20 protein-coding genes are annotated in these 20,848 nt (G+C 67.9%); 9 read left to right on the top strand and 11 right to left on the bottom strand.

Features of this window, described 5'->3' with window-relative positions; genetic code table 11:
- Window positions 1-65 precede the first annotated feature (65 nt).
- Complete coding sequence (locus tag GV790_RS10650; RefSeq protein WP_163813146.1) at window positions 66-1,061, bottom strand: GlxA family transcriptional regulator; 996 nt, start codon at window positions 1,059-1,061, stop codon at window positions 66-68.
- 124 nt (window positions 1,062-1,185) lie between these two features.
- Here GV790_RS10650 and GV790_RS10645 point away from each other — a divergent pair, with 124 nt between their 5' ends.
- Window positions 1,186-1,875, top strand: coding sequence for a DJ-1/PfpI family protein (locus tag GV790_RS10645; RefSeq protein ID WP_163813143.1), 690 nt, complete (start codon window positions 1,186-1,188; stop codon window positions 1,873-1,875).
- 41 nt (window positions 1,876-1,916) lie between these two features.
- On the top strand, window positions 1,917-2,234 hold the full coding sequence (locus GV790_RS10640) for a hypothetical protein (RefSeq protein ID WP_163813141.1): 318 nt from the start codon (window positions 1,917-1,919) through the stop codon (window positions 2,232-2,234).
- Window positions 2,235-2,445: 211 nt separating this feature from the next.
- Here GV790_RS10640 and GV790_RS10635 read toward each other — a convergent pair whose 3' ends face one another.
- Window positions 2,446-3,333 carry a LysR family transcriptional regulator gene (locus tag GV790_RS10635; protein ID WP_163813139.1) on the bottom strand — a complete coding sequence of 296 codons (888 nt, stop codon included), beginning with the start codon at window positions 3,331-3,333 and terminating at the stop codon, window positions 2,446-2,448.
- Between the two features lie 132 nt (window positions 3,334-3,465).
- Here GV790_RS10635 and GV790_RS10630 point away from each other — a divergent pair, with 132 nt between their 5' ends.
- The gene (locus tag GV790_RS10630; RefSeq protein WP_163813137.1) at window positions 3,466-3,813 is read left to right on the top strand and encodes a DoxX family protein; all 348 of its coding nucleotides are present in this window, start codon (window positions 3,466-3,468) and stop codon (window positions 3,811-3,813) included.
- A 339-nt stretch (window positions 3,814-4,152) separates the two neighbouring features.
- Here the strand turns inward: GV790_RS10630 and GV790_RS10625 are convergent, their stop codons facing one another.
- Both GV790_RS10625 and GV790_RS10620 read right to left on the bottom strand, forming a co-directional pair.
- A complete protein-coding gene (locus GV790_RS10625; RefSeq protein ID WP_280211360.1) occupies window positions 4,153-4,419 on the bottom strand; it encodes an MFS transporter in 267 nt (88 codons plus the stop codon).
- Between the two features lie 203 nt (window positions 4,420-4,622).
- Window positions 4,623-4,895 (bottom strand): hypothetical protein, encoded by a 273-nt coding sequence (locus GV790_RS10620; RefSeq protein WP_163813135.1) that lies wholly within the window; start codon window positions 4,893-4,895, stop codon window positions 4,623-4,625.
- Window positions 4,896-5,186: 291 nt separating this feature from the next.
- On the opposite strand from GV790_RS10620, the gene GV790_RS10615 reads away from it, so the two are divergent.
- Complete coding sequence (locus tag GV790_RS10615) at window positions 5,187-6,551, top strand: NAD(P)/FAD-dependent oxidoreductase (protein ID WP_163813133.1); 1,365 nt, start codon at window positions 5,187-5,189, stop codon at window positions 6,549-6,551.
- 70 nt (window positions 6,552-6,621) lie between these two features.
- Here GV790_RS10615 and GV790_RS10610 read toward each other — a convergent pair whose 3' ends face one another.
- The 7 genes from GV790_RS10610 to GV790_RS10580 form a co-directional block, all read right to left on the bottom strand.
- On the bottom strand, window positions 6,622-7,860 hold the full coding sequence (locus tag GV790_RS10610; RefSeq protein ID WP_228815081.1) for a PucR family transcriptional regulator: 1,239 nt from the start codon (window positions 7,858-7,860) through the stop codon (window positions 6,622-6,624).
- Between the two features lie 82 nt (window positions 7,861-7,942).
- Window positions 7,943-8,806: a phytanoyl-CoA dioxygenase family protein gene (locus GV790_RS10605; protein ID WP_163813129.1), complete on the bottom strand. Its 864-nt coding sequence runs from the start codon at window positions 8,804-8,806 to the stop codon at window positions 7,943-7,945.
- 36 nt (window positions 8,807-8,842) lie between these two features.
- Window positions 8,843-10,279 carry a gamma-aminobutyraldehyde dehydrogenase gene (locus tag GV790_RS10600; RefSeq protein ID WP_163813127.1) on the bottom strand — a complete coding sequence of 479 codons (1,437 nt, stop codon included), beginning with the start codon at window positions 10,277-10,279 and terminating at the stop codon, window positions 8,843-8,845.
- A gap of 48 nt (window positions 10,280-10,327) precedes the next feature.
- Window positions 10,328-11,875, bottom strand: coding sequence for an AMP-binding protein (locus GV790_RS10595; RefSeq protein WP_163813123.1), 1,548 nt, complete (start codon window positions 11,873-11,875; stop codon window positions 10,328-10,330).
- On the bottom strand, window positions 11,872-12,177 hold the full coding sequence (locus tag GV790_RS30530; RefSeq protein WP_175585852.1) for a hypothetical protein: 306 nt from the start codon (window positions 12,175-12,177) through the stop codon (window positions 11,872-11,874). The genes GV790_RS10595 and GV790_RS30530 overlap by 4 nt, the downstream gene beginning before the upstream one ends.
- 45 nt (window positions 12,178-12,222) lie before the next feature.
- The gene (locus GV790_RS10585; protein ID WP_163813121.1) at window positions 12,223-13,647 is read right to left on the bottom strand and encodes an APC family permease; all 1,425 of its coding nucleotides are present in this window, start codon (window positions 13,645-13,647) and stop codon (window positions 12,223-12,225) included.
- 37 nt (window positions 13,648-13,684) lie between these two features.
- Window positions 13,685-14,782 (bottom strand): Zn-dependent alcohol dehydrogenase, encoded by a 1,098-nt coding sequence (locus GV790_RS10580; protein ID WP_163813119.1) that lies wholly within the window; start codon window positions 14,780-14,782, stop codon window positions 13,685-13,687.
- 321 nt (window positions 14,783-15,103) lie between these two features.
- Between GV790_RS10580 and GV790_RS10575 the strand changes: the two genes are divergently transcribed.
- The 5 genes from GV790_RS10575 to GV790_RS10555 all read left to right on the top strand — a co-directional run bounded on the left by GV790_RS10575 (window position 15,104) and on the right by GV790_RS10555 (window position 20,843).
- Window positions 15,104-16,636 carry a flavin-containing monooxygenase gene (locus GV790_RS10575; RefSeq protein WP_163813117.1) on the top strand — a complete coding sequence of 511 codons (1,533 nt, stop codon included), beginning with the start codon at window positions 15,104-15,106 and terminating at the stop codon, window positions 16,634-16,636.
- On the top strand, window positions 16,633-17,697 hold the full coding sequence (locus GV790_RS10570; RefSeq protein ID WP_163813115.1) for an alpha/beta hydrolase fold domain-containing protein: 1,065 nt from the start codon (window positions 16,633-16,635) through the stop codon (window positions 17,695-17,697). Before GV790_RS10575 ends, GV790_RS10570 begins: the two co-directional genes overlap by 4 nt.
- Entirely contained in the window at window positions 17,697-18,404 is a 708-nt protein-coding gene (locus GV790_RS10565; protein WP_163813113.1) for a hypothetical protein, read from the top strand. Before GV790_RS10570 ends, GV790_RS10565 begins: the two co-directional genes overlap by 1 nt.
- A gap of 57 nt (window positions 18,405-18,461) precedes the next feature.
- Window positions 18,462-19,751: an aspartate aminotransferase family protein gene (locus GV790_RS10560; RefSeq protein WP_163813111.1), complete on the top strand. Its 1,290-nt coding sequence runs from the start codon at window positions 18,462-18,464 to the stop codon at window positions 19,749-19,751.
- 501 nt (window positions 19,752-20,252) lie between these two features.
- The gene (locus GV790_RS10555) at window positions 20,253-20,843 is read left to right on the top strand and encodes a hypothetical protein (RefSeq protein WP_163813109.1); all 591 of its coding nucleotides are present in this window, start codon (window positions 20,253-20,255) and stop codon (window positions 20,841-20,843) included.
- Window positions 20,844-20,848: the final 5 nt, after the last annotated feature.

Raw genomic sequence — 20,848 nt, 5'->3', positions numbered from 1 at the left:
CGGCACCGACGGTCTGCCGCCCGCGTCGCGCCTCGGCGGTGCCGAACGATATCCGCGTATGTCGCTTATCGCGCGGTGGTCTCGGCTTCGAGCCGATGCGGGCCGTGCTCGGGCGTTCGTTGCCGTGCGAAGGTGCTTCGGTACTGGCGTGGGGTGACCCCGGCCAGCCGGCGGAAGTGAGTGCGGAAGGTGCTGGGGCTGGTGAATCCCACCTGGACGGCGATGCGATCGATGGGATGGTCGGTGGTTTCGAGGAGTCCTTGCGCATGGCGCACACGGACTCCCGCCACCCATTCCATCGGGCTTTGCCGGGTGACGGCGCGGAAGTGCCGGTTCAGCGTCCGCACACTGGTGTGCGCGGCGGCTGCGATAGCGGTCAGCGACAAACTGTTGTCGTGGGCGTTCTCCTCGATCCACGTCAGCACCTCGTCGAGGGATGACGCGGGCCCCGCCGGGCGGTTGCGGACGATGAACTGCGCTTGTCCCCCGGCGCGGTGCAAGGGAGCGACGGCTACGCGCGAGGTATCCGCGGCCACCGCGGCGCCGTGGTCTCGTCGGACGATATGCAGGCAGAGGTCGAGCCCGGCCGCTGCGCCGGCCGAGGTGAGGATGTCACCGGTGTCGACATACAGCACCTGCGGGTCCACCTCGACCGCCGGGTAGCGTTCGGCCAGCAGGTCGGCGGCCGCCCAGTGTGTGGTCGCGCGACGTCCGTCGAGTAACCCCGCTTCGGCCAGCGTCAGAGCGCCGACGCAGATCGAGGCGATTCGGGTTCCGGCCCGCGCCGCTGCCCGCAGGGCGTCGAGGACCGGCGGCGGTGTGGCCACCGAGATGTCGTTGCGGCCCGGAACGATGATGGTGTCTGCTCGATCGAGCACGTCGAGGCCCGAATCGGCCGCGATGCGGAACGAGCCCGCGGTGACGGTTGCCCGGTCGCTACATACGACTACCCGGTAGGCCGGGCGGCCGTTCCGCAGGCGGGCGCGGCCGAAAACCTCGACCGGTGTGGCGAGATCGAACGCGATCACATCAGGGACGGCGATGACCGCGACAGTGTGCATTGGCAGGAGTCTGCCAGGGGCGACTGTACCGCCCGTGCGCCGCGTTCGAGGTGGCCAGATCCAGTCGGAATGTGGCACTGCTGCCACTGGTCGCGGATAACCGGCGAAACCAGAATTGCGGTTGATGAATCACGAATCCGATGAGGCCGCAGGGCCCCCTATCGCTCAGATCGTGCTCTTCGACGGTTTCGACCCGCTCGATGTGATCGCGCCGTTCGAGGTGCTCGCCGCGGGGAGTGACGTGCTCGGAGGAGCTTTCGATGTCGAACTGGTCTGCGCGGACGGGCCCGGCGCGGTCGTGTCCGGCACCCGTGGACTCACGCTGACCGCGACGTCGGCCCTCGACCCCCGCCGTCGCGGCTACATCATCGTGCCGGGCGCGTCCGGCCCGGTCGATGGCGACCCGGACGCAGGCGATGAAACGATCCCGGTGCTGTTGGCCAGGTTCGCCGACAGCGCGGCTATCCCACTGATCGGCCAGGCTCTGGCCGATCCGCATGTGCAGGTCTGGACCGTGTGCGGTGGCTCGCTCGGGCTGGCGATGGCAGGCCTGCTGGAGGGTCGCCACGCCACCACCCACCATCTGGGTATCGACGTGCTCGAAGCCACCGGAGTCGCTCCAGTGCGCGCGCGGGTGGTCGACGATGGCGACCTGGTGTCCGGTGGCGGGGTCACCTCCGGTCTGGACGTGGCACTGTATTTGCTCGATCGCGAGTTCGGTCCCTCGGTCGCCCGCGCGGTCGAAGACCTCTTCGAATACGAGCGCCGAGGCACTGTCTGGCGGGTACACCGGGATCTGCCCGCATTCAGATGAACGAGCACCCCACCCATCGACTGTAAACGATTGTGAGCCCCATGAGCAGCCTGCCCGGAACCTGGGACCTCGACCTGAAAACCCCTGTGGGAACACTGCACGTTCGATACCACTTCGCAGCGACCGCAGGCGGTTACGCAGGGACCGCTTCCAGTTCGAAGGAAACCGTGCCGCTGTCCGATATCCGCACCACCGCGACAGCCAACGGCCACCGCGTCACCTGGTCGCAGCGAGTGACCAAGCCGATGCGACTCAACCTGGACTTCGACGTCGTCATCACAGGCGCCACCATGTCGGGTCATTCCCGAGCAGGCCGGCTACCACGCTCGACGGTCACCGGGCGCCGGATAGATCCGTAACTGGACCGATCACCTCGGTCACAGAGCTGATCGCCGCACGCGACGACGGTGTGAACAGGCTTGTGAACGAGGCATCACCGTGTGGCAGAGAGCTTCCTGGGCAGCTGCGCCCGCCGACACACTTACCAGGGCACGCAGGAGGATGGCTGCGGCACCGCTGGTCTCGTTTCGGTGCCTGTTGGTTTGCCCGTACAGCGCACCTCGGCTGGGATCAGGTGAGCGTCGCGTGCTCACGGACGGTTTGGGCGAACGCGCGAATCAGCGGCGTTTCCTCCGAGGTCTGCCATGCGAAGGCCCATCGAACAGGCGGGGCGTCGAGCACCGGTACGTACACGAGGTTGGGCCACGCGTAGAAGCGGGCAGCCTCGGCTGGAACCGCGAGGGCGGCTTGGCCGGAGGCGACCGCCTTGACCTGGTCGTCCCAGCTCGAGACCTCCGGACCGCGTGGGACCGGGCGACCGGAAGGGGTCCGGAATGGCTGAAACGCGGCTTCCATCGACGCGGGGACCGGCGAGGTCGGGTTGACGAAGGTGAGATCGCCATAGTCCTCCAACCGGACCGATGTCCGGTCGGCGTAAGGGTGGGTTGTGGCCAGCATCAGCAGGATCGCCGAGGTGTGGGTGGCAGGCCCGACGGTGAGGTCCGGTTCGTGGACGGGCAACCACAGATGCGCCATGTCGATCTCGCCCGAGCGGAGCAGGGTGAACGGAGAAACCGGGTTGATATCGCGGTGGTCGATGAGTACGTCCGGGAAGCGGGACCGGAACAGCTCGACAAGCTTGTCGACCATCCAGGCCTGCGGTCCCATGGTGCCCAGTGTCAGGGTCGCGCCGGAGTTCCTGGCGGTTGCCGACGCTGTCTCGATGCCGCGCATGATCGTCCGGTATCCGGCGTGGAGCTCCCGATAGAGCTGCTGCCCGGCGGGAGTGAGGCGGACCTTGCGCGTGGTGCGTTCGAACAGCGCTGTACCGATGCGCCGCTCCTGCTGCTTGATGGCCTGACTCACCCGAGCCGGGCTGACGTGCAGCCGTTCGGCTGTGCGGCCGAAGTGCAGCTCTTGCGCCAACGTCAGAAAGATCTCGATATCCCGTAACTCCACCGGTCCTCCACATTGTGAAGCTGCAGGTTAACAGTCTCGTCAGCGAACTCCTCTTTTTCGAAGCACGCACGCCAACGACACTGACCACTAGCGCAATCTGCGCGAGCATCGCAAAGGATGGAATAGATTTCGATGAGCAACGCCTACCACATCGTCGCTGTCGTCGCCGGACTGTGGATCGGTTTCTCGGGGTTCTCGCTGTTCACGCAACGGCAGTTCGTCATCGAGCCACTCGAGCAATATGGAGTCCCGCGGTCATGGTGGCCCTGGCTGGCCCTGGCCAAATCCGCAGGCGCCCTCGGACTGATTCTGGGACTGTTCATTCCCGCGATCGGTGTCGTTGCCGCGGTGGGCCTGATCCTGTACTTCCTCGGAGCAGCGGCTACCACGGTGCGGGCGCATTCCTACAAGACCACGGTGTTTCCACTGCTGTACCTCGCACCGGCCGCGGCGACGCTGGCGCTTCAGCTGGCCGAGTAGATGCCGGATGCTAGTTCGCCACCGCCGGCGGCGGGTCGCCCACAGGCGCCCACCTCGCCGAGGGAAGACTTCCGGCCGCAGACAGCGACTGCGAACCGGGCTGACCGGTCCTGGCGGTTCGAAGCCCGCCGGCCCCCTTCCGAACACGATGTGCTCGACCCTATCGGGCGCTCATGGCGTCAGCTCCCGGGTCGAAGGGGCCGACCAGGGTTCGGCAGAGCCATGGCCAGTAGCACCAGTACCCCTGCCAGTGGCAGAACCCAGAGCAGGGTGGACGGGATTGCATCTGCCCGATCAGCAGAACGCCCATCACCGTGCCGACCAGCAGGGTCGAGCCGATCACATCGAGCCGGCCCGGTGCTCGGGACGCGGCAGCCGAAGCACTAGCGCAACGAGAACCGCTGCGAGCGCGCCCAGCGGCACGTTGATGTAGACGATCCAGCGCCAACCGACGGTGTCGGTGATCAAGCCGCCCAGCTGCGGGCCGCCGACGGCGGCGATGGCGAAGATGGCGCCCACCGCGCCTTGTACTCGCCCGCGGAGCTCGACCGGGAACAGTTCCGCGAGGGCGATCGTCGGGACGGCGAACAACGCGCCGGCACCGATATCGGGCAGGCGATGCTGACGATCGTCTGGTCGAGCACCGAGAGCAGCATGCCGATCGCCAGGCCCGCCGTCGCCATCGCGACTTTGCTCGGGTGGGGGAGCCGAGCGCCGACGGTCACCGTTGTGGTGGTCGACATGTCAATTCCTCTCGGCAGCAGGGTGTTTCGGCAGCCCCAAGCCCTGGCGGAGCGATTCTTGATCGTTCACACTGGCCGGGCACCGCTGAGCTTGTTGCTCAGCTGGGTGAGCAGGGTTCGGGTCGGACCGGCGGCGAGGGTGCGCAGGTCGGCGATGAGCTGGGTCAGGTCGCCGGCGGTCTCGATCGGTCCCGCGCCCGTCGCGCTCCGATCGAAGTCGACCTCGATCAGACCGGTGAGCACCGAGTCGAGTGCGAGCAGTCCCCGCGCGACTGAGGTCGCGCCGTCGCCGCTTTGCCCGAGCAGGGTGCGGATCTTCGTCTCCGGCACGTAGGCCATGCGTCGTCGTCCGCTGCGGCGAAGGGCTGGATCTGTCCATTGAGCCAGCGCGACAGCGCGGTGACCGCGGCCGCGTCGGCGCGGTAGGCCTTGACCAGCCGATCGTAGCGGGCGGTGTGTGCAATTCGCACCGCGATCCTCGCCAACCTGCCACGTCTCACCATGGTGACCCGATGAAGGGATGGCGATAGTGGAGGAAGAGATAGTGCACCGGCAACGGTCCCGATTACGTGATCTCAGCGCGGCTTCTACCGCACCGTCATACCCACGATTCGAGGGAGATCGAAGAGCATGAGAACCGACGCCACCAGGTACAGCAATTTCACCGGCTGGATCGATCGCCCGGACGATGTGCGACCCGCCTTGGACGGTGACCTCGCCTGCGACATCGCCGTCGTCGGCGGCGGCATGGGCGGCATGGCCACCGCCTTGCGCCTCGCCGAACGCGGCAAGGACGTCGTCCTGCTGGAGGCCGAGTTCTGCGGTTACGGCTCGGCCTCACGCAACGGCGGTCAGATCGCCGGGGCGCCGGGTGGGGACCTGCGAATGCTCGGCCTGTTCTCCAGCAGCAAGCTGTCGGTGATGGCCAAGCTGGCGGAGCACGCGGGCCACTACGTGGAAGATCTCATGAAGACCCATGACATCGACTGCGACTATGTGCCGAACGGTCTGGTGTGGGGTGCGGTCTCTCCCATCATGATGCTCCGGGTCCGCACACAGGCGGCGATTCTGCGCGCCGTCGGCGGGAAGGGGACCGTCGGCAACCGTGAACAGCTCGGCCTGCCGACCGGCTTCGTCGGCGGCATGCGGGAGAGCATCGGCGGCATGCTGAACCCGGGCAAACTCGCCCGCGGTGTACGGCGCGCCGTGCTCGACTCGCCGGTCAGGCTCTACGAGCGGACCCCGGTGAGCGATGTCCGCAGGACGGGCGGCATCGTCGAACTCGCCACCCCGAACGGCACGGTGCGGGCGAACAAGGTGGTGCTGGCGACCAGCGCCTACGCCGGCGAATGGGACATCACGCCCAAGAATCTCTCGGTGCCGCTGTACGTCATCGAGATCGAGACCGAACCCATCGCGCCCGAGCGGCTCGCCGAGCTGGAGTGGACCAGCCGGTCGGGCATCATCACCCAGCACCAGGTCATGACCCACTACCGGCTCACCGAGCGCAACACCATCGTCTGTGGAGTCCGCAGGCCGGAGCGCGGCGCGGGCTACCCGCTGCCGGATCGGATTCCGTCCCCGAGCCTCGTGAAAGACATGGCGGCCGACCTGGCCGCCCGGTTCCCGACGCTGGCCGACGTATCCATCGCGCAGGCCTGGGGCGGTTGGATCGGCATCAGCGCGGACTGGCTGTCGGTCGCGGGCCAGGTGGGCAACAACGTCTACTACTCGATGGCCTGCAACGGCCACGGCCTCTGTCAGGTTCCGTATGTGGGCAAGATGCTCGCCGACTACATCGTCGACGACGAGATGCCCGAGGATCTCGCAGGCATCTGGTCGGACGTCTCGAAGTACCCGGCATCGATGGACGTGGTGATGAACCCCTTGGTGCTGCGGCTGGTCTGGATCGTGGACCGGATGAACGATTTCTTCAGCGGCAGCAAGATGCTGGCGCGGCGGCAGCTGCGTCGCCGAGGACGCGCGAAGCGCTGACGTGAGGTCGCCTCCGCTGGCTCGGGCAAGCTGCAGCGGGGGCGACTCTGCCGTCGCCAGCGGGCGCCGGTCAGCCCGTGCCGCGGATCCGCAGGACCGTCAACGCCGTCGCGACTTCGGTCGGCCGGTCGGCGAAGGGGCGGGGGAGGAGTTCGTCGACGCGGGCGAGCCGCCGGTCGATCGTGTTGCGGTGGGTGAACAGCCGATCCGCGGTACTCGACCGGTTGAGGCCTTCCTCGACGTAGGTGAGCACGGTCTGATGCAGGACCGGGCTCGCGGCCTCGAAGTCGCCGAGGACATCGGTGACGAACTGATCGAGCTGGCTGACATCGGCCGACATCAGGTCGATCATCTGGACGTCCTCGTAACGGATCACGGCCAGGTTCGAGCGGAGCCGCGACAGCAGGCGTTGCGCCGCCGCGGCATCCAGGTGAGTCCGCCGGAATCCGTTGATACCCGATGCCGCGCGGCCGAGCGCCACGCGAGCACGGGGGTGCCGACTGAGCATCTCCTCGAGATCCGCGGCGGGCGGTACCGTTTTCGCCGGAATCCACAGCCACTGCGCAGCGGTCCCCGCCACCACGGTCAGTCGGCTCGCCGCGCCGCAGGCCCGCATCAACTGCTCGCTCACGGCTTCCAGCGCGTGCGCGTCGCGCTCCGAATCCGTCCACACCACAGCGCCGATGTGCGAGCCGGTCAGCGCGTAGCCCAGCTGGGCCTCGGCCCGTGCCGGCGCGATGTCGGCACCCTGCAGCAGCAGTTCGACGGTGGCGTAGCGCTGCAGTTGCGCGCCGCCGGCGAACTCTTCGCGGACATCGTCGACCTGCTGTGCGAGTGCCGCGATGGCGTCGTCGACGGCGGTGGTCAGCGAGCAGGCCGAGACCGCGACGAGCGACTCGAGCTCGTCGAGATCGCGGGCTACCCTGAAGCATTCGGCGAGCCACCACCGCCACACGACGTACTGTCCGGCCCGCCACGAGGTGACCTCGTCGGTGGTGAGGCCGCGGAGAACGACGTTGCGCGCGTAGGTACGCGTCTCCTCGCTGTCCGGTGGCGGGACCCGCGCGCCGGGTGCGGCGATGTTCGACGTGAGCCACTTCTTGAGGGCGAAGACGCCGACGCGGTCGCTGGACTCGGCCAGCACGGGGTCCTGTGCGATCGCCAGGTAACGGGGGTCCCGGAGCGTCGCCTCCTCCATGTCGGCCAGGATCTCGGTGTGCCTGGTGAGCATGGTCTCGGCGACGTCGCGGAAGAGTTCGCGCACCCGGTCGGAGGGCTCGGGCCACAGCTCGTCGGATGTCACGGTCATTCCATCAACCTCCATCGCTCGCCGTGACAACGAGTATGCGCCGCCGCCCCGGCGATCGGGCGGCGCGCGCGGACCGCACGAGTCAGTCGAGACCCAGGTACTCGCCGAGCTCGCGGTAATCGACCTGCCAGAGGCCGGGCGACCCCAGTGGGTACTGGGACCGGAAGCCGAGGATGCGCTGCACGCGCTCGGGCAGGATCTTCACGATGTCCCGGTCCACGAGGAAGGGATACGCCTCCTCGCCGACCAGGTAGCCGGGGTTGAAGGCGAACGCGAGCCCGCGGCGGTACTGGTCGGTCGTGATATTGGCACCGCCGCCGTGGGCGGTCTTGCCACTGAAGAACAGTGCGTCGCCGGCCTTCATCGTGGCCGGGACGGTCTGATCCGGGGTGCCGCGGTCCTGGAAGTCCGGCCAGTGATTGCTGCCGGGGATGACGCGGGTGGCGCCGTTCTCCTCGGTGAAGTCGGTCAGTGCGATGAGGAAGTTGACGGTCACCTCCGGGCCGGCGGGACCCATCCCGACGAACGGGAACCAGTTCTCCAGGTCGCGGTGGAGCATCTGGGCGCGGTTGCCGGGGCCGATCTCGATGACCTGGGCGGTGGTCATCCAGAACGTACCGGACTCCTCGAGGAAGGTCGCCTCGCACAATGCGTGCACCAGGTCGTGGTCGATCACCTCCTCCCGGAACACCTGGCTGTGCGTGACGAGGTTGGTCAGGCGTTTGGTGTTGGCGCCGTGGAACTCGTTGACGATCTCCAGCTCGTGCTTCCCGCCGGGGGTGAGCGCGGCCAGCGGTTCCTCGATCTGGGCGTTGAACCGCGCGACCTGGTCGGCGGTGAGCAGGCCCTCGATGATGACGCCGCCGTCGCGATCGACGATCTCTCGGATCTCGGTGATGCCGGTCGTGTTGCCGACTCGCTGGAGAGTCGCATCGACTGATGTCATGGTGTGTTCCCTTCTACTGGTGAGGATTTGAGCGGATCAGTTCGTCTTGGTCATCACGTGCTTGATGCGGGTGTACTCCTCGAGTGCGTAGATCGACATGTCCTTGCCGTATCCGGACTGTTTGAACCCGCCGTGGGGCATCTCCGAGAGGACGGGCATGTGGTCGTTCACCCAGACGCAGCCGAAGTCGAGATCGCGAACCGCGCGTGCCGCGTGGCTGAGGTTCTGCGTCCAGATCGACGACGCCAGGCCGAACTCCACGTCGTTGGCCCACTCGAAGGCCTGGTCGATATCGTCGGCCCGCTGCACGGTGACGACGGGTCCGAACTGCTCGGTCTGCACTAGCACGTCTGCCTGGCTCGGGTTCGCCACCACCGTGGGCTCGAGGAAGAAGCCGTTGCCGGGCAGTGCCTTGCCGCCGGTCAGGATGGTGCCGTCGGTCTTGGCGAGGACGTCGAGGATGGACTGCCGGTGCGCGGCCGAGATGAGCGGACCCATGTCGATGTCGTCGCCGGCCTGGGGATCGCCGACCCGGATCGCCTGGACCGCGGGCACCAGCGCCTCGAGCAGCCGGTCGTAGATCCCCGGGGTGGCGATCACCCGGCACGCCGCGGTGCAGTCCTGGCCGCTGTTGGCGAAACCCGCGGTGGCGATGCCCGCGACGACCGCGTCGAGATCGGCATCGTCGAGGACGATGACCGGCGCCTTGCCGCCCAGCTCGAGGTGCGTCTGCGCGACGTGAGCCGCGGCCACCTCGGCGATGTGGCGCCCGGTGCTGGTGTCGCCGGTCAGCGAGACCAGGCCGATGCGGCGATCGGCGACCAGGTGATCGCCGATGTCGGCCGCCGACCCCGACAGCACGTTGAACGCACCGGCCGGGAAGACGTCCTGCGCGAGCGCGGCGATATAGAGGGCGGTCAGCGGGGTCTGGCGGGACGGCTTGAGGATGCTGCAGTTCCCCGCCGCCAGGGCCGGACCGATCTTCCAGGTCGCCATGAGCAGCGGGTAGTTCCAGGGGGCGATGCCGGCGACGACGCCGATCGGCTCACGCCGGATGTAGGACTCGTAGCCGCGCAGGTACTCACCGCCGGCGCGGCCCTCCATCGTCCGCGCCGCACCCGCGAAGAATCGCAGGTTGTCCACCGCGAAGGGCACCTCGTCGCGGGCGACCGGGAGCGGTTTGCCGACGTTGCGCGACTCCAGCACTGCGATGTGCTCGGCGTGTTCCTCGATCTTGGCCGCCAGGGTCAGCAGCATCTCCGCCCGCTCGCCCGGGGTGGTGCGCCGGAACGAGCGGAATGCCTGCGTGGCCGCGGTCACGGCCGCGTCGATGTCCTCCTTTCCGCTGGCGGGAACCCGGGCCAGGACCTCGCCGGTCGCGGGTTCCAGGACATCGAGCAGCCGTCCGGATTCGGCGGCGACGAGTTCGCCGTTGATGAGGTTGTTCGCGCTGTAGGCACTGGGGTCGAGCATGGTGATCTCCTGTTGTCGGATGCGGTGGGGTGAGGTGGCCGGTGGAACTCAGTCCGGCGGGTGAGCGATCAGCTGTTGTTCGAGCTGGAATTTCTGGATCTTTCCCGTGGCGGTCTTGGGGAGCGTCGCGAACTCGATCCGGTCGGGGACCTTGAACTTCGCCAGGCGATCGAGCAGGTGGGCGCGCAGCTCGCTGCTGCTGAGCTCCGCGCCCGGGCGGAGGGAGACGAACGCTGCGGGGCGCTCGCCCCAGTGCTCGTGGGGAACACCGACCACCGCGGCCTCGAGGACCGCGGGATGCTCGAGGATCGCGCGCTCGATCTCGATGGAGCTGATGTTCTCCCCGCCGGAGATGATGAGGTCCTTCGCGCGATCGCGGATCTCGATATATCCGTCGGAATGCCGGACGGCGAGATCTCCGGTCCGGAACCATCCGTCGGATACCGCCGCCGCGGTGGCCGCGGGATCACGGTAGTACCCGGCGGTGACGTTGTTCCCCCGCAGCACGATCTCGCCGATCGTCGTCGCGTCGGCGGGTACGTCACCACCGGCCTCGTCCACCACGCGGACACCGCCGGTGATGATGTTGCCGACGCCCTGGCGTGCGTTGAGCCGATCGCGTTCGGCCTCCGGCGCCGCGTCCCACGCGCGGTCCCACTCGTTGATCACCGCGGGCCCGTAGGTCTCGGTCATGCCGTACAGGTGCGTGACGTCCAGGCCGCAGCTACGGGCCCGCGCCAGCAGTGCGGGTGCGGGTGGGGCGCCGCCGGTGGCGACCCAGACCCTCCGGGGCGAGATCGTCGTCGGAGCATCCGAGGTGATGGTCGAGATGACGGTCGGCGCAGCGCACAGGTGAGTGACTCCGGCATCGCCGATCGCCGCCCAGATCGCGTCCGCTTCGACCTTGGGCAGGCAGATGTGGGTCGCTCCCGCTGCGGTCACCGCCCACGTGAAGCACCACCCGTTGCAGTGGAACATGGGCAGCGTCCACAGGTAGACCGAGTTGAGGTCCATGCCCGAGTGGAAGGCCATCGCCACGGACTGCAGGTAGGCGCCGCGGTGGGTGTACACCACGCCTTTGGGCTTCCCGGTGGTCCCGGAGGTGTAGTTGATGGCGATCGGTGCGAGCTCGTCGTGGGACGAGATGTCCACCGGCGCACCGGAGGACACGATCGCCTCGTATTCCTCGGCACCGGCGATCACCGTTATCGGACCCGGGGTCAGTGCGACAGCCTCGAGCGCGAGCGAGGTCAACGGGTCGGTCGCGATCAGCACCCGCGCCCCACTGTGATCGAGGATGAAGGCGATCTCCGTCGCGCTGAGCCGGGCGTTGAGCGGCACCAGGATGCCTGCGGCATAGGGGATCCCGTAGTGGGCTTCGAGCATTTCGAGGGTGTTGTGCGAGAGCACCGCGACGCGATCGCCCGGCTGGACGCCGCGGTCGACGAGGGCGCCGGCGAGGCTGCGGCAGCGGTCGTGCAGTTCGCGGTAGGTGAGCGTGCGCGGGCCGTCGACGACGGCGGTCCGCTCGCCGTGGACCGATGCTGCGCGGTCGAGGAATCGCACCGGAGTCAGCGCGGAGAACGCATGTGTCACAGCGATTCCGCCTCGGCCAGGTGGGTGCCCTTCGACGCGATCCGCGCGACCGGGAGGTCGCCCATGGAGAGCAATCCGGGGGGAGCGTCGACGATCGCGGTCGCGACGTTCGCCGCTGCCGCGATCGTGCTCACGAACGACTCGAAGGCGGGTGCGCTGATGGTCTGTTCGAAGCCGTCATGGCCGACCACCGCTCCGCAGGCCTGCGCGCCGACGATCCGCACGCCGGTGCGCCGCAGCAGGGATTCGGCCATGGCTAGCCCGGTGGCGCCGAGGCCGACCACGACGATCGTGTGAGTCAAAGGTCTTGTCCTTCAGGGAGAATGGTTGCCGGCGTCGGAGAGGGGCTATTCCTGGGTTCCCGCAGTCGGTCGGAGTCGCCCGACCACGGGTCCGAGGGCGAGGGAGCCGAGGAGCGCGACGATGATGGCGACGGAGACGCTCTGCTCGGCCCCCGCGAGGAGATCGAGATTGAGCAGCATCGCCGCCAGGATCACGAGCAGTCCGCCGAGGCCGAGCACGGGTGCGACCAGGGCCCGGAAGACCGAGGTGTCGTGGGACTCGCGGCGGAAGAAGGCCAGCACGGCCGAACACGTCAGCACCAGCAGGATCACGTATCCGACCGAGCCGAGCCCCGAGGTCCAGGTGTAGAGCTGACTCATCGGATCGAGGCCGATCGCGACGGCGAGCGCCACGACCACGACCACCGCCGCCGTTACGGCGAGTGAACCGCGGTGCGGTGAATTGTGTTTCGGGTGAACGGCTGCCAGGCGGCGCGGGAGCAGGTCACGCGACGACAGCGACAGGGTGTATCGGGACAGGATGTTGTGCCAGGTCAGGGCTGCGGCGAAGGTGCTGGTGACGAACAGGGGCACGATCAGGTCCGCGCCGACCCGGCCGAGGTACTGCAGCGCGACCGACGACAGCAGCCCCTCGGGATCGGCGGTGGCGGCCGCGACGACCTGACCGTCACCGATTCCGCTGATCACCGCCCACGAGCTGACCGCGTAGAACAGGCCGACGACGGTCACCGAGACGACGGTCGCCCGGCGCACGGTGCACACGGGGTCCTTCGCCTCGTCGCGGAACACGGCGGCGGCCTCGATGCCGATGAAGCTGAGGACGGCGAAGATGAGAGCCACGCCGGGCGCGCCGCTGAAAGTGTCCGAGAGGGAGACGACGCCGTCGGACAGACCCTCCGGGCCGCCGCCGCGCACGAGGATCGCGGCGTTCAACACGACGACGAGGCCTACCTCCGCGACCAGCAGGACGCCCAGCACCTTCCCCGACACCTCGACGTTGCGGTGGCCGAGGAAAGCGATGATCGCCAGCCCGGCCGCGGCCCAGACCCACCACGGCATCGAGGGTCCGCCGTACGCGGTCACCATCGCATCGGTGCCGATCCCGAGCAGCACGTACAGGCCGATGTAGATGCACATGTAGGACAGCATGGCCAGGTAGCCGGTGCCGATCCCGGCCATCCGGCCGAGCCCCGCGTGCACGTAGGAGTAGAAGGCTCCCGCGGATCGGACGAAGGGCGTCATGGTGGTGAATCCGATGACGAAGAGCAGGAGCACGGCGAGCGTCGCGAGGTACGCGGTCGGCAGGCCTGCACCGTTGCCCAGCGCGAGCCCGAGCGCCATCGGCCCTCCGACGACGCAGAGCGGGGCCGCGCCCGCGATGATGATGAGAGAGATCGCGACAACGCCGAGCTTGCCGTGCAGACGGGCCGGACGCTCGGACACCGCGCTCTCGTGGGTCCTGATGGTCATGTCATCCTTCATGCGATGATTCGCCGCGCCGCCGCGGTCAGGGGATCAGCAGCTGGCGCAGCTGGGCACCGCCGGCGAGATCCGCCAGAGCCTGCGCCGCCTCGTCGAGTGGCCTGCGGGCCGTGATCAGCTCGTCGAGGAGCAGTTCGCCACTCATGTACAGGTCGACGAGTTTCGGGATGTCGAACTGCGGCCGGATGCTGCCGTAGTTGGAACCGAGGATCCGCGCGTCCATCTCGGCGAGCGCGAGCGGCTCGAAGGAGGCCGTCGCGCCCGCGGCCGGGAGCCCGACGACGACTGCGGCACCGCCGAGGGCGAGGGCACGGATCGCGGCCTCGGTGGTGCTCACGTGCCCGATCGCGTCGAAGGCGAAGTCCACCCCGTCGGGCATCAGGTCGCGCAACGCGTCGACCGCGTCCGCGCCATCGAGGCCGATCGCGTCGGTGGCGCCGAAGGTCTTCGCGAGCGCGGCCCGTTCGGGGGAGAGATCGACGGCGACGATCCGCTCCGCACCCTGCATGCGGGCGCCCTGGACGATGTTGAGTCCGACTCCGCCGCAGCCGATCACCGCGACGGTGGATCCGGCCGTCACCTTGGCCGTGTTGACGACAGCACCGACGCCGGTGGCGGCGGCGCACCCCACCAGCGCGATGGATTCGAGCGGTGCGTCGTCGCGGACCTTGATCGCGCCGGTCGCGGGGACGACGACCTCCTCGGCCCACGAGGACACTCCGAGGTAATGGTTGACGCGCTGCCCACCGCGGCTGAGCCGGCTGGTGCCGTCGAGCAGGCTGCCGGTGGTGTTGATGACCGTCGCGACTTGATGGCACCGGGTCTCCCGCCCGGCGCGGCATTCGCGACATTCACCGCAGTACGGGTTCCACGACAGCACGACGTGGTCGCCCACTGCCAGATGCGTGACATCTGGGCCGACCTCGGTGATCACACCCGAGCCCTCGTGACCCGGCACCAGGGGCGCGGGGACCGGCCACTCACCCCGGACGAGGTGCAATTCCGAGTGACACACCCCCGCCGCCGCGATCCGGACGCGGACCTCGTTGCGCAAGGGCGCAGCGAGGTCGATGTCGGTGGTCTCGACGGCGGTGTGTTTGTCGGTGAACAATGCGGCGCGCATGACTCGACTCCTTTGCGGGGCAAGGTGATTGGTGGGACCACACACCCGTCATGGGCCGGCTCAGCTGCTGAAGCGGTGTGGCGTGCATCTCACTGTGGCGGCTCGGTGCGTGGATCGGCCACAGCATGTTTCAGCCACTTGCGCGGCGAAGCGGTGCAGATTGCACTCCGCGCACCAGTCCGAGTCCGGCGCGAGCCGGGAGGGGTGAGATTTCCACCACTGCGCCCCACAAGACGCTGAGATTCGTTGTGGTGTGCGCCACACAGGGACCGGCAACCTGAATACCTCACGACGCGCTCGGCACAGGAAGGTAGCGAGGGGATGAGCAATACAGCACCCGGCCCGGAGTACTTCGACGTCGTCATCATCGGCGGAGGAATCTCGGGTATCGGCGCCGCGACGTACATCACCCAGGAGTTCCCGAACAAGAAGGTGGTGCTCCTCGAGGGGCGCGATTCCATCGGCGGCACGTGGGATCTGTTCAAGTACCCCGGCATTCGCTCCGATTCGGACCTGCACACCTTCGCGTACGAGTTCAAGAGCTGGAAGGACGAGAACGCGATCGCCGACGCCCCGCTGATCCTCGACTACCTCGCGGAAACCGTCGACGAGTACGGCCTCGCCGATCGCATCCGCTACCGGCACAAGGTGGTCTCGGCCGCATGGTCGAGCGATGACGCCGAGTGGCTGCTCAACGTCGACGTGACAGAGACCGACGGCACCGTGCGCCGGGATGTCGTCAAGGCCGGCTGGGTGTTCGGCGCCACCGGCTACTACGACTACGAGAAGGGCTTCACCCCGGAGTTCCCGGGCCGTGAAGACTTCACCGGCGACATCATCCACCCGCAGCACTGGCCCGAGGGCTACGACTACTCCGGGAAAAAGGTCGTGGTGATCGGCAGCGGCGCCACCGCGATCACGCTGATCCCGTCCATGCTCAAGGGCGACGGCGCGGCCGCGCACGTCACGATGCTGCAGCGCACGCCGACCTACATCCTGACGCTGCCGCGGGTGGACTCCCTGAGTCTGAAGCTCACCCGCCTGCTCGGCGAGCGCGGCGGCTACCTGGCCACCCGGTGGAAGAACATCCTCACCGACTGGACCGTTGTCCAGCTGCTGACTCGGTTCCCGAACGCCTCCCGCCGCTTCATCCGCAGCGTCAACGTCAAGGAGCTGCCCGCAGGCTTCGACGTCGACAAGCATTTCAACCCGCCGTACAACCCGTGGGAGCAGCGCCTGTGTCTCGCGCCCGACGGTGACTTCTTCCAGGCCATCCGCGACGGCGGCGCCTCGGTGGTGACCGACCGCATTCGCCGATTCACCGCCACCGGTATCGAACTCGAGTGCGGCGAGCACTTGGACGCCGACGTCATCATCACCGCGACCGGGCTGAACCTGCGCCTCTTCGGCGGCATCGACCTCACCGTGGACGGGCGCCCCGTCGACCTGCCCAACACCGTGGTGTACCGCGGCATGATGCTCTCCGGCGTGCCGAACTGGATGAACGCGATCGGCTACACCAAGTCGTCCTGGACGCTCAAGATCGGACTGCTCGGCAAGAGCATCGTCGAGTTGCTGCGCCACATGGACACCCACGGCTACGACACCGCCGTCCCGCACGCACCCGCAGGCGTCGGCACCCGCTCCATGCTCGATCTCAACTCGGGCTACATGCAGCGCGCCAAGAACGATCTGCCGCGCCAGGGCGACGCCATGCCCTGGAAGACGGAGAACGTTTTTCTCGATGACCGGAAGATGTATCGCGGCTCCGTGATCGATGAGAACCTCCGGTTCAGCTCCCGCCTCGAGCGCGAGCTCAGCGGCCGCACCGTCGTGGAAGCAGCACGGTCATGACCGTGACCGCGCAGGCTGCCGCGCCCGCACAGGCGCCCGCCGCGCTGAGCGTCGCCGAGCGGCTGCAGCGCGCCGCGCTCGGCAGCATCCCCGGCGGTCTGCTCCGCCGGATCGCGCCGCGGGTGGTCAACGCCGACGGCGACGTGATGGCGCCCGAGATCGCGCTACTGCTGAAGGCCACCGCAAGCGCACCGGACTTCAGCGACGGCACTCCGGAACAGGCGCGAGCGATGGTCGCGAACGACTCGCGGGTGTTCGCCGACAAGGCACCAGCGGGCGTGCGGGTCGAGCCCGAGATCGTGCTGCCGACCGGCCTGCGCGCGACCATGTATCGGCCGGCGGTGCCCTCGAATGCCCTGGTTCTGTTCCTGCACGGCGGCGGTTTCGTCCTGAGCAGCAGGCAGGACTACGACGTGCCCGTCCGCTTGATCGCCGACGGTGCGGGCGTCAACGTGCTCTCGGTCGAGTACGGCTTGGCGCCGGAATCACCGTTCCCCGGGCCCGTCGACGACGCGGTCACCGCCTGGCGGTTCGCCGTCGAGCACTGCGCCCAGTGGGGGATCGACCCCGCGCGGATCGTGCTGCTCGGCGACAGCGCAGGCGGCAATCTGTGCGCCGTGCTGGCCAACATCGTGGCGGGCGAACAGGTCCGGCCCTTCCTACAGGTGCTCATGTACCCGGTCGTGGACGCGGTGGGAAACTACGCCTCGCGCAAGGAGTTCGCCGACAACGCGGCACTGTCGGCCAAGCAGATCGATTGGCTGACGGACCTGTACCTGCCGGACCGGACATACGCACTCGACCCGCGGGTTTCGCCGATCCTCGCCGAGGACCTGTCCGGCACGCCGCCGACGCTGATCACCGTGGCCGGTTTCGATCCCCTCCGGGACGAGGCGCTCGCCTACGCCGCGCGACTCGAGGAGGCAGGCATCCCGGTTCGTGTCTTCCGGGAGAGCGGCCTGGTGCACGGCTATGTCTCGATGACGCGCATCAGCCCCACGGCCCGCGCTGCGCTCGATCGGGTCACCGACGCTGTCCGTACCGCACTCGAGGAGTCCTGATGAGCACCACCCGCATGATTCTCGTCCTGCTCGCCGACCTCGCGATGGTCGGGGCCGGGTTCTACTACGGCATCAGGTTGCTCCGCGGCTTCCGCAACTTCCTCCTCGGTCTCGAATGGGTCGTGATGGCGGTGTCCGGCGTGAACGTGCTGTACCTCGCCGCGATCAACGTGGATCACGAGAGCCTCAGCTACCACGCCATGGTCTTCTTCGACGCCTTCTCCCGCTCGTTCGGTATGACGGTGATCCTCGTCGTCGGCCTGATGGCGGTGACGCACCGATACCGCCCGAGCTGGGTGGTGGAGGCCCTCGCCATCGTGGCCGGTATCGCGGTGGGCCTCAACCGTGCCCTCGAGCCCCGGCCGGTGGAACCGAGCTGGGCGATCTTCTACCTCGTGATGAACCTCGCCGCCGCGCTGTTCGTGTTCGTCTACCTGGTGCCGAAGCTGTGGCGCGGGGGCGATCGCGGCAACGCGACCTGGGTGGCGCTGGGCGCCGCGCTCGGCGCCTACGTGGCCATCATCTACGACTACTTCCCGATCCCCGGCGACGACGCGGAGCACACGCTGTTCTACATCATCTCGCTGACGATCTGGGCACTGATGATCGTGACCTTCTCGCGCGGCTACCTCGCCCTCGAACGGCTCAACGCGCAGGCGGACGCGCGCACGTCGGCTCCGGAAGCGGCATCGCCCTCCGCTCGGTGATCAAGAACTGAAATCCTCGAGCCTGCCCGGCTTTGTGAAGAAAGGCGCTGGTCGTCCATGGCCCTGGAATCGTCACGGACCGCATTCGAACGAGCCCGCCGCAGCGTCGGCGGCGGCGTGGGGTCCGGCCTGCGCGCCGCGATGCGTCCCCATCCGCTCTTCGTGCGAGAAGCACGGGGCGCGCAGCTGTGGGACCTGGACGGCGACCGCTACGTCGACTACGTGATGGCCTGGGGCCCGCTCGTGCTCGGACACAGCGATCCGCGCATCCTGTCCGCGGTGTCCGAGGCCGCGACGAAGATGCAGGTCGTCGGCACGGGCCACGCCCTCGAATATCTCGCCGCGGAAGCGGTTCTCGACGCCGTACCGCATGGCGAGCGGCTGCTGTGGAGCAATACCGGAACCGAAGCGGTGCAGGTCGCGCTGCGGCTCGCCCGAGCCGCGACCGGGCGGCGTCGCGTCCTCAAGTTCGCCAAGAGCTACCACGGCTGGCACGACACCGTCTACGCCGGGATGTCCGAGGACGACAGCGACCGACCCGCGCGCCCGGGCAGCAAAGGCCAATCGCCCAGCGTTTTGGACGATCTGGTCGTGGCGCGCTTCAACGACGTCCACCTGGCCGAGCGTCTCCTGCGCGAGTCCAGCGAACGGGACATCGCGGCGGTGCTCATCGACCCGGTGATGAGCAACGCCGGTGTCGAGGCGCCCGCGCCGGAGTTCCTGTCCACGCTGCGAGATCTCTGTGACCGCCACGGCGTCGTCCTCGTTTTCGACGAGGTGATCGCCGGGTTCCGGATCGCACGTGGCGGCGCCGCCGAGAAATACGGTGTGCTCCCCGACCTGTCGGTCTTCGGAAAGGCGATGGCCGGCGGATTCACCCAGAGCGCCGTCGTCGGCCGAGCGGACCTGGTCGACCAGGTGACCAACGGCGTCACCCATGCCGGCACCTTCAACGCCAACCCCATCGCACTCGCGGCCGTCGAGGCGACGATGCGCGTACTGGCCGACCCCGATGTCTACGAGGAACTCGAGACGATCTCCGCCGAGTTCCACTCCGTCGTCGGCGCTGTTCTCGGTTCGGTTCCCGGCAGCGGCAGCTTCAACCGCGTCGGCTCGCTCCTCCAATACGTCCCCGCGGGCGGGACCACCGGACTCCACGGCACCGGCGGGCTCTGGACAACGATCATGGAAGGGATGCTGCGGCAGGGTTTCCTGTTCATGCCTTCCGGCAAAATATTCCTCAGCACAGCGCACACCACCGCCGACATCGAGGCAACGGCCGCGGCACTCCTGCAAGTCATTTCGCTTTCTTCCAGCCGAGACGGAACCGACCTCACCGGCGACTGAAAGCGCTGATTCGGCTGCGGAGCAGCGAGGGTCGGCTCAGACGATTCGCCTCGCGCTGGAGTTCCAATATCCTTGTTTGATATGCGACCCGAATCCTGTTGTGGTAGTTGGTCGTGAAACGGCGGGGCAGAGCAGCTTTCGGTATTTCCGTTCCCGGTGTCGATCTCGACCGGCCGGTGCCCCCGCGGGTTGTGTCCGTGCTGGGTTACGCGGCGCACGGGTCGCCTCGATCTGCTAAGAGGCGTATGTTCTCGCAACCGCGGGTTTGGTGTCTGGCTGTACGGCGACGACAGGCTGGGCTCTCGCCGACCACTTGGCCGCCGAGTATCCGGCTGTCCGGGGCCGGATTGCCCACTCGTCGATCGACCTCAGGGGGAGTGCACGGCTGACGTCGACAACGGCGGGGTCGTACACGACAGGCGGCGGGGGGTATCCGTCGACGATGAGCGAGGACAGCAGGTTTTCGGAAGCACGTTGCTGATCTGCCGGTAAGGATCGTCGGTGACTTCGACACCGAGGAGAACGATGCGACGACATTGCTGGGGCCGGCTCTTGCTGGTGTGTGCCGCGGTTGTGAACCAATCGCCGGCCGCGGCTGTCTTCTCGATCGATCGTGGATGCGCCATGGACGAGCGCGAACCCGTCGATGATGTCAGGCTCCTCCTGCGCCACCGCGGACTGCTGTTCGCGATCCTGAGTTATGAAAACCGGGCAGTCTACGGCGGTTTCGGACTGGCGATGGCGATGGTCCTGATCTGGTCGGCCGTCGGCGACGGGGCGACGCAGGGCGGTGCGGCCTTGACAGTGGGTATGGCGCTGGCCGGGATGGCGATCGGCGCGTCCGTCGTGTGCACGGCGGCGGAAGCAGGGCCGCGATCGTGGCCACCACAGCAGGCGATGCCATCACACCGACGACCGCGACGGCGCGGCGCCGCGTGGTGTGGCTGTGGCCGGGCCAGGCTGCCTACTTCGGCCCGTCCTTCCACCTCGACACACATTCCGCCGCTGTCCATACTCTGGCATTCGGGATCGATGCCGCCTTCACCATCACAACGAGCCGGAGGCCGGCTCGGCGGCTTCGCAGCGTGTTGATACCA

The sequence above is a fragment of the Nocardia cyriacigeorgica genome (assembly GCF_010858045.1).
Lineage (GTDB): Bacteria > Actinomycetota > Actinomycetes > Mycobacteriales > Mycobacteriaceae > Nocardia > Nocardia cyriacigeorgica_E.
Note: the sequence above shows the minus strand (reverse complement) of the source record. Positions and strands in the feature narration are given on the sequence as shown.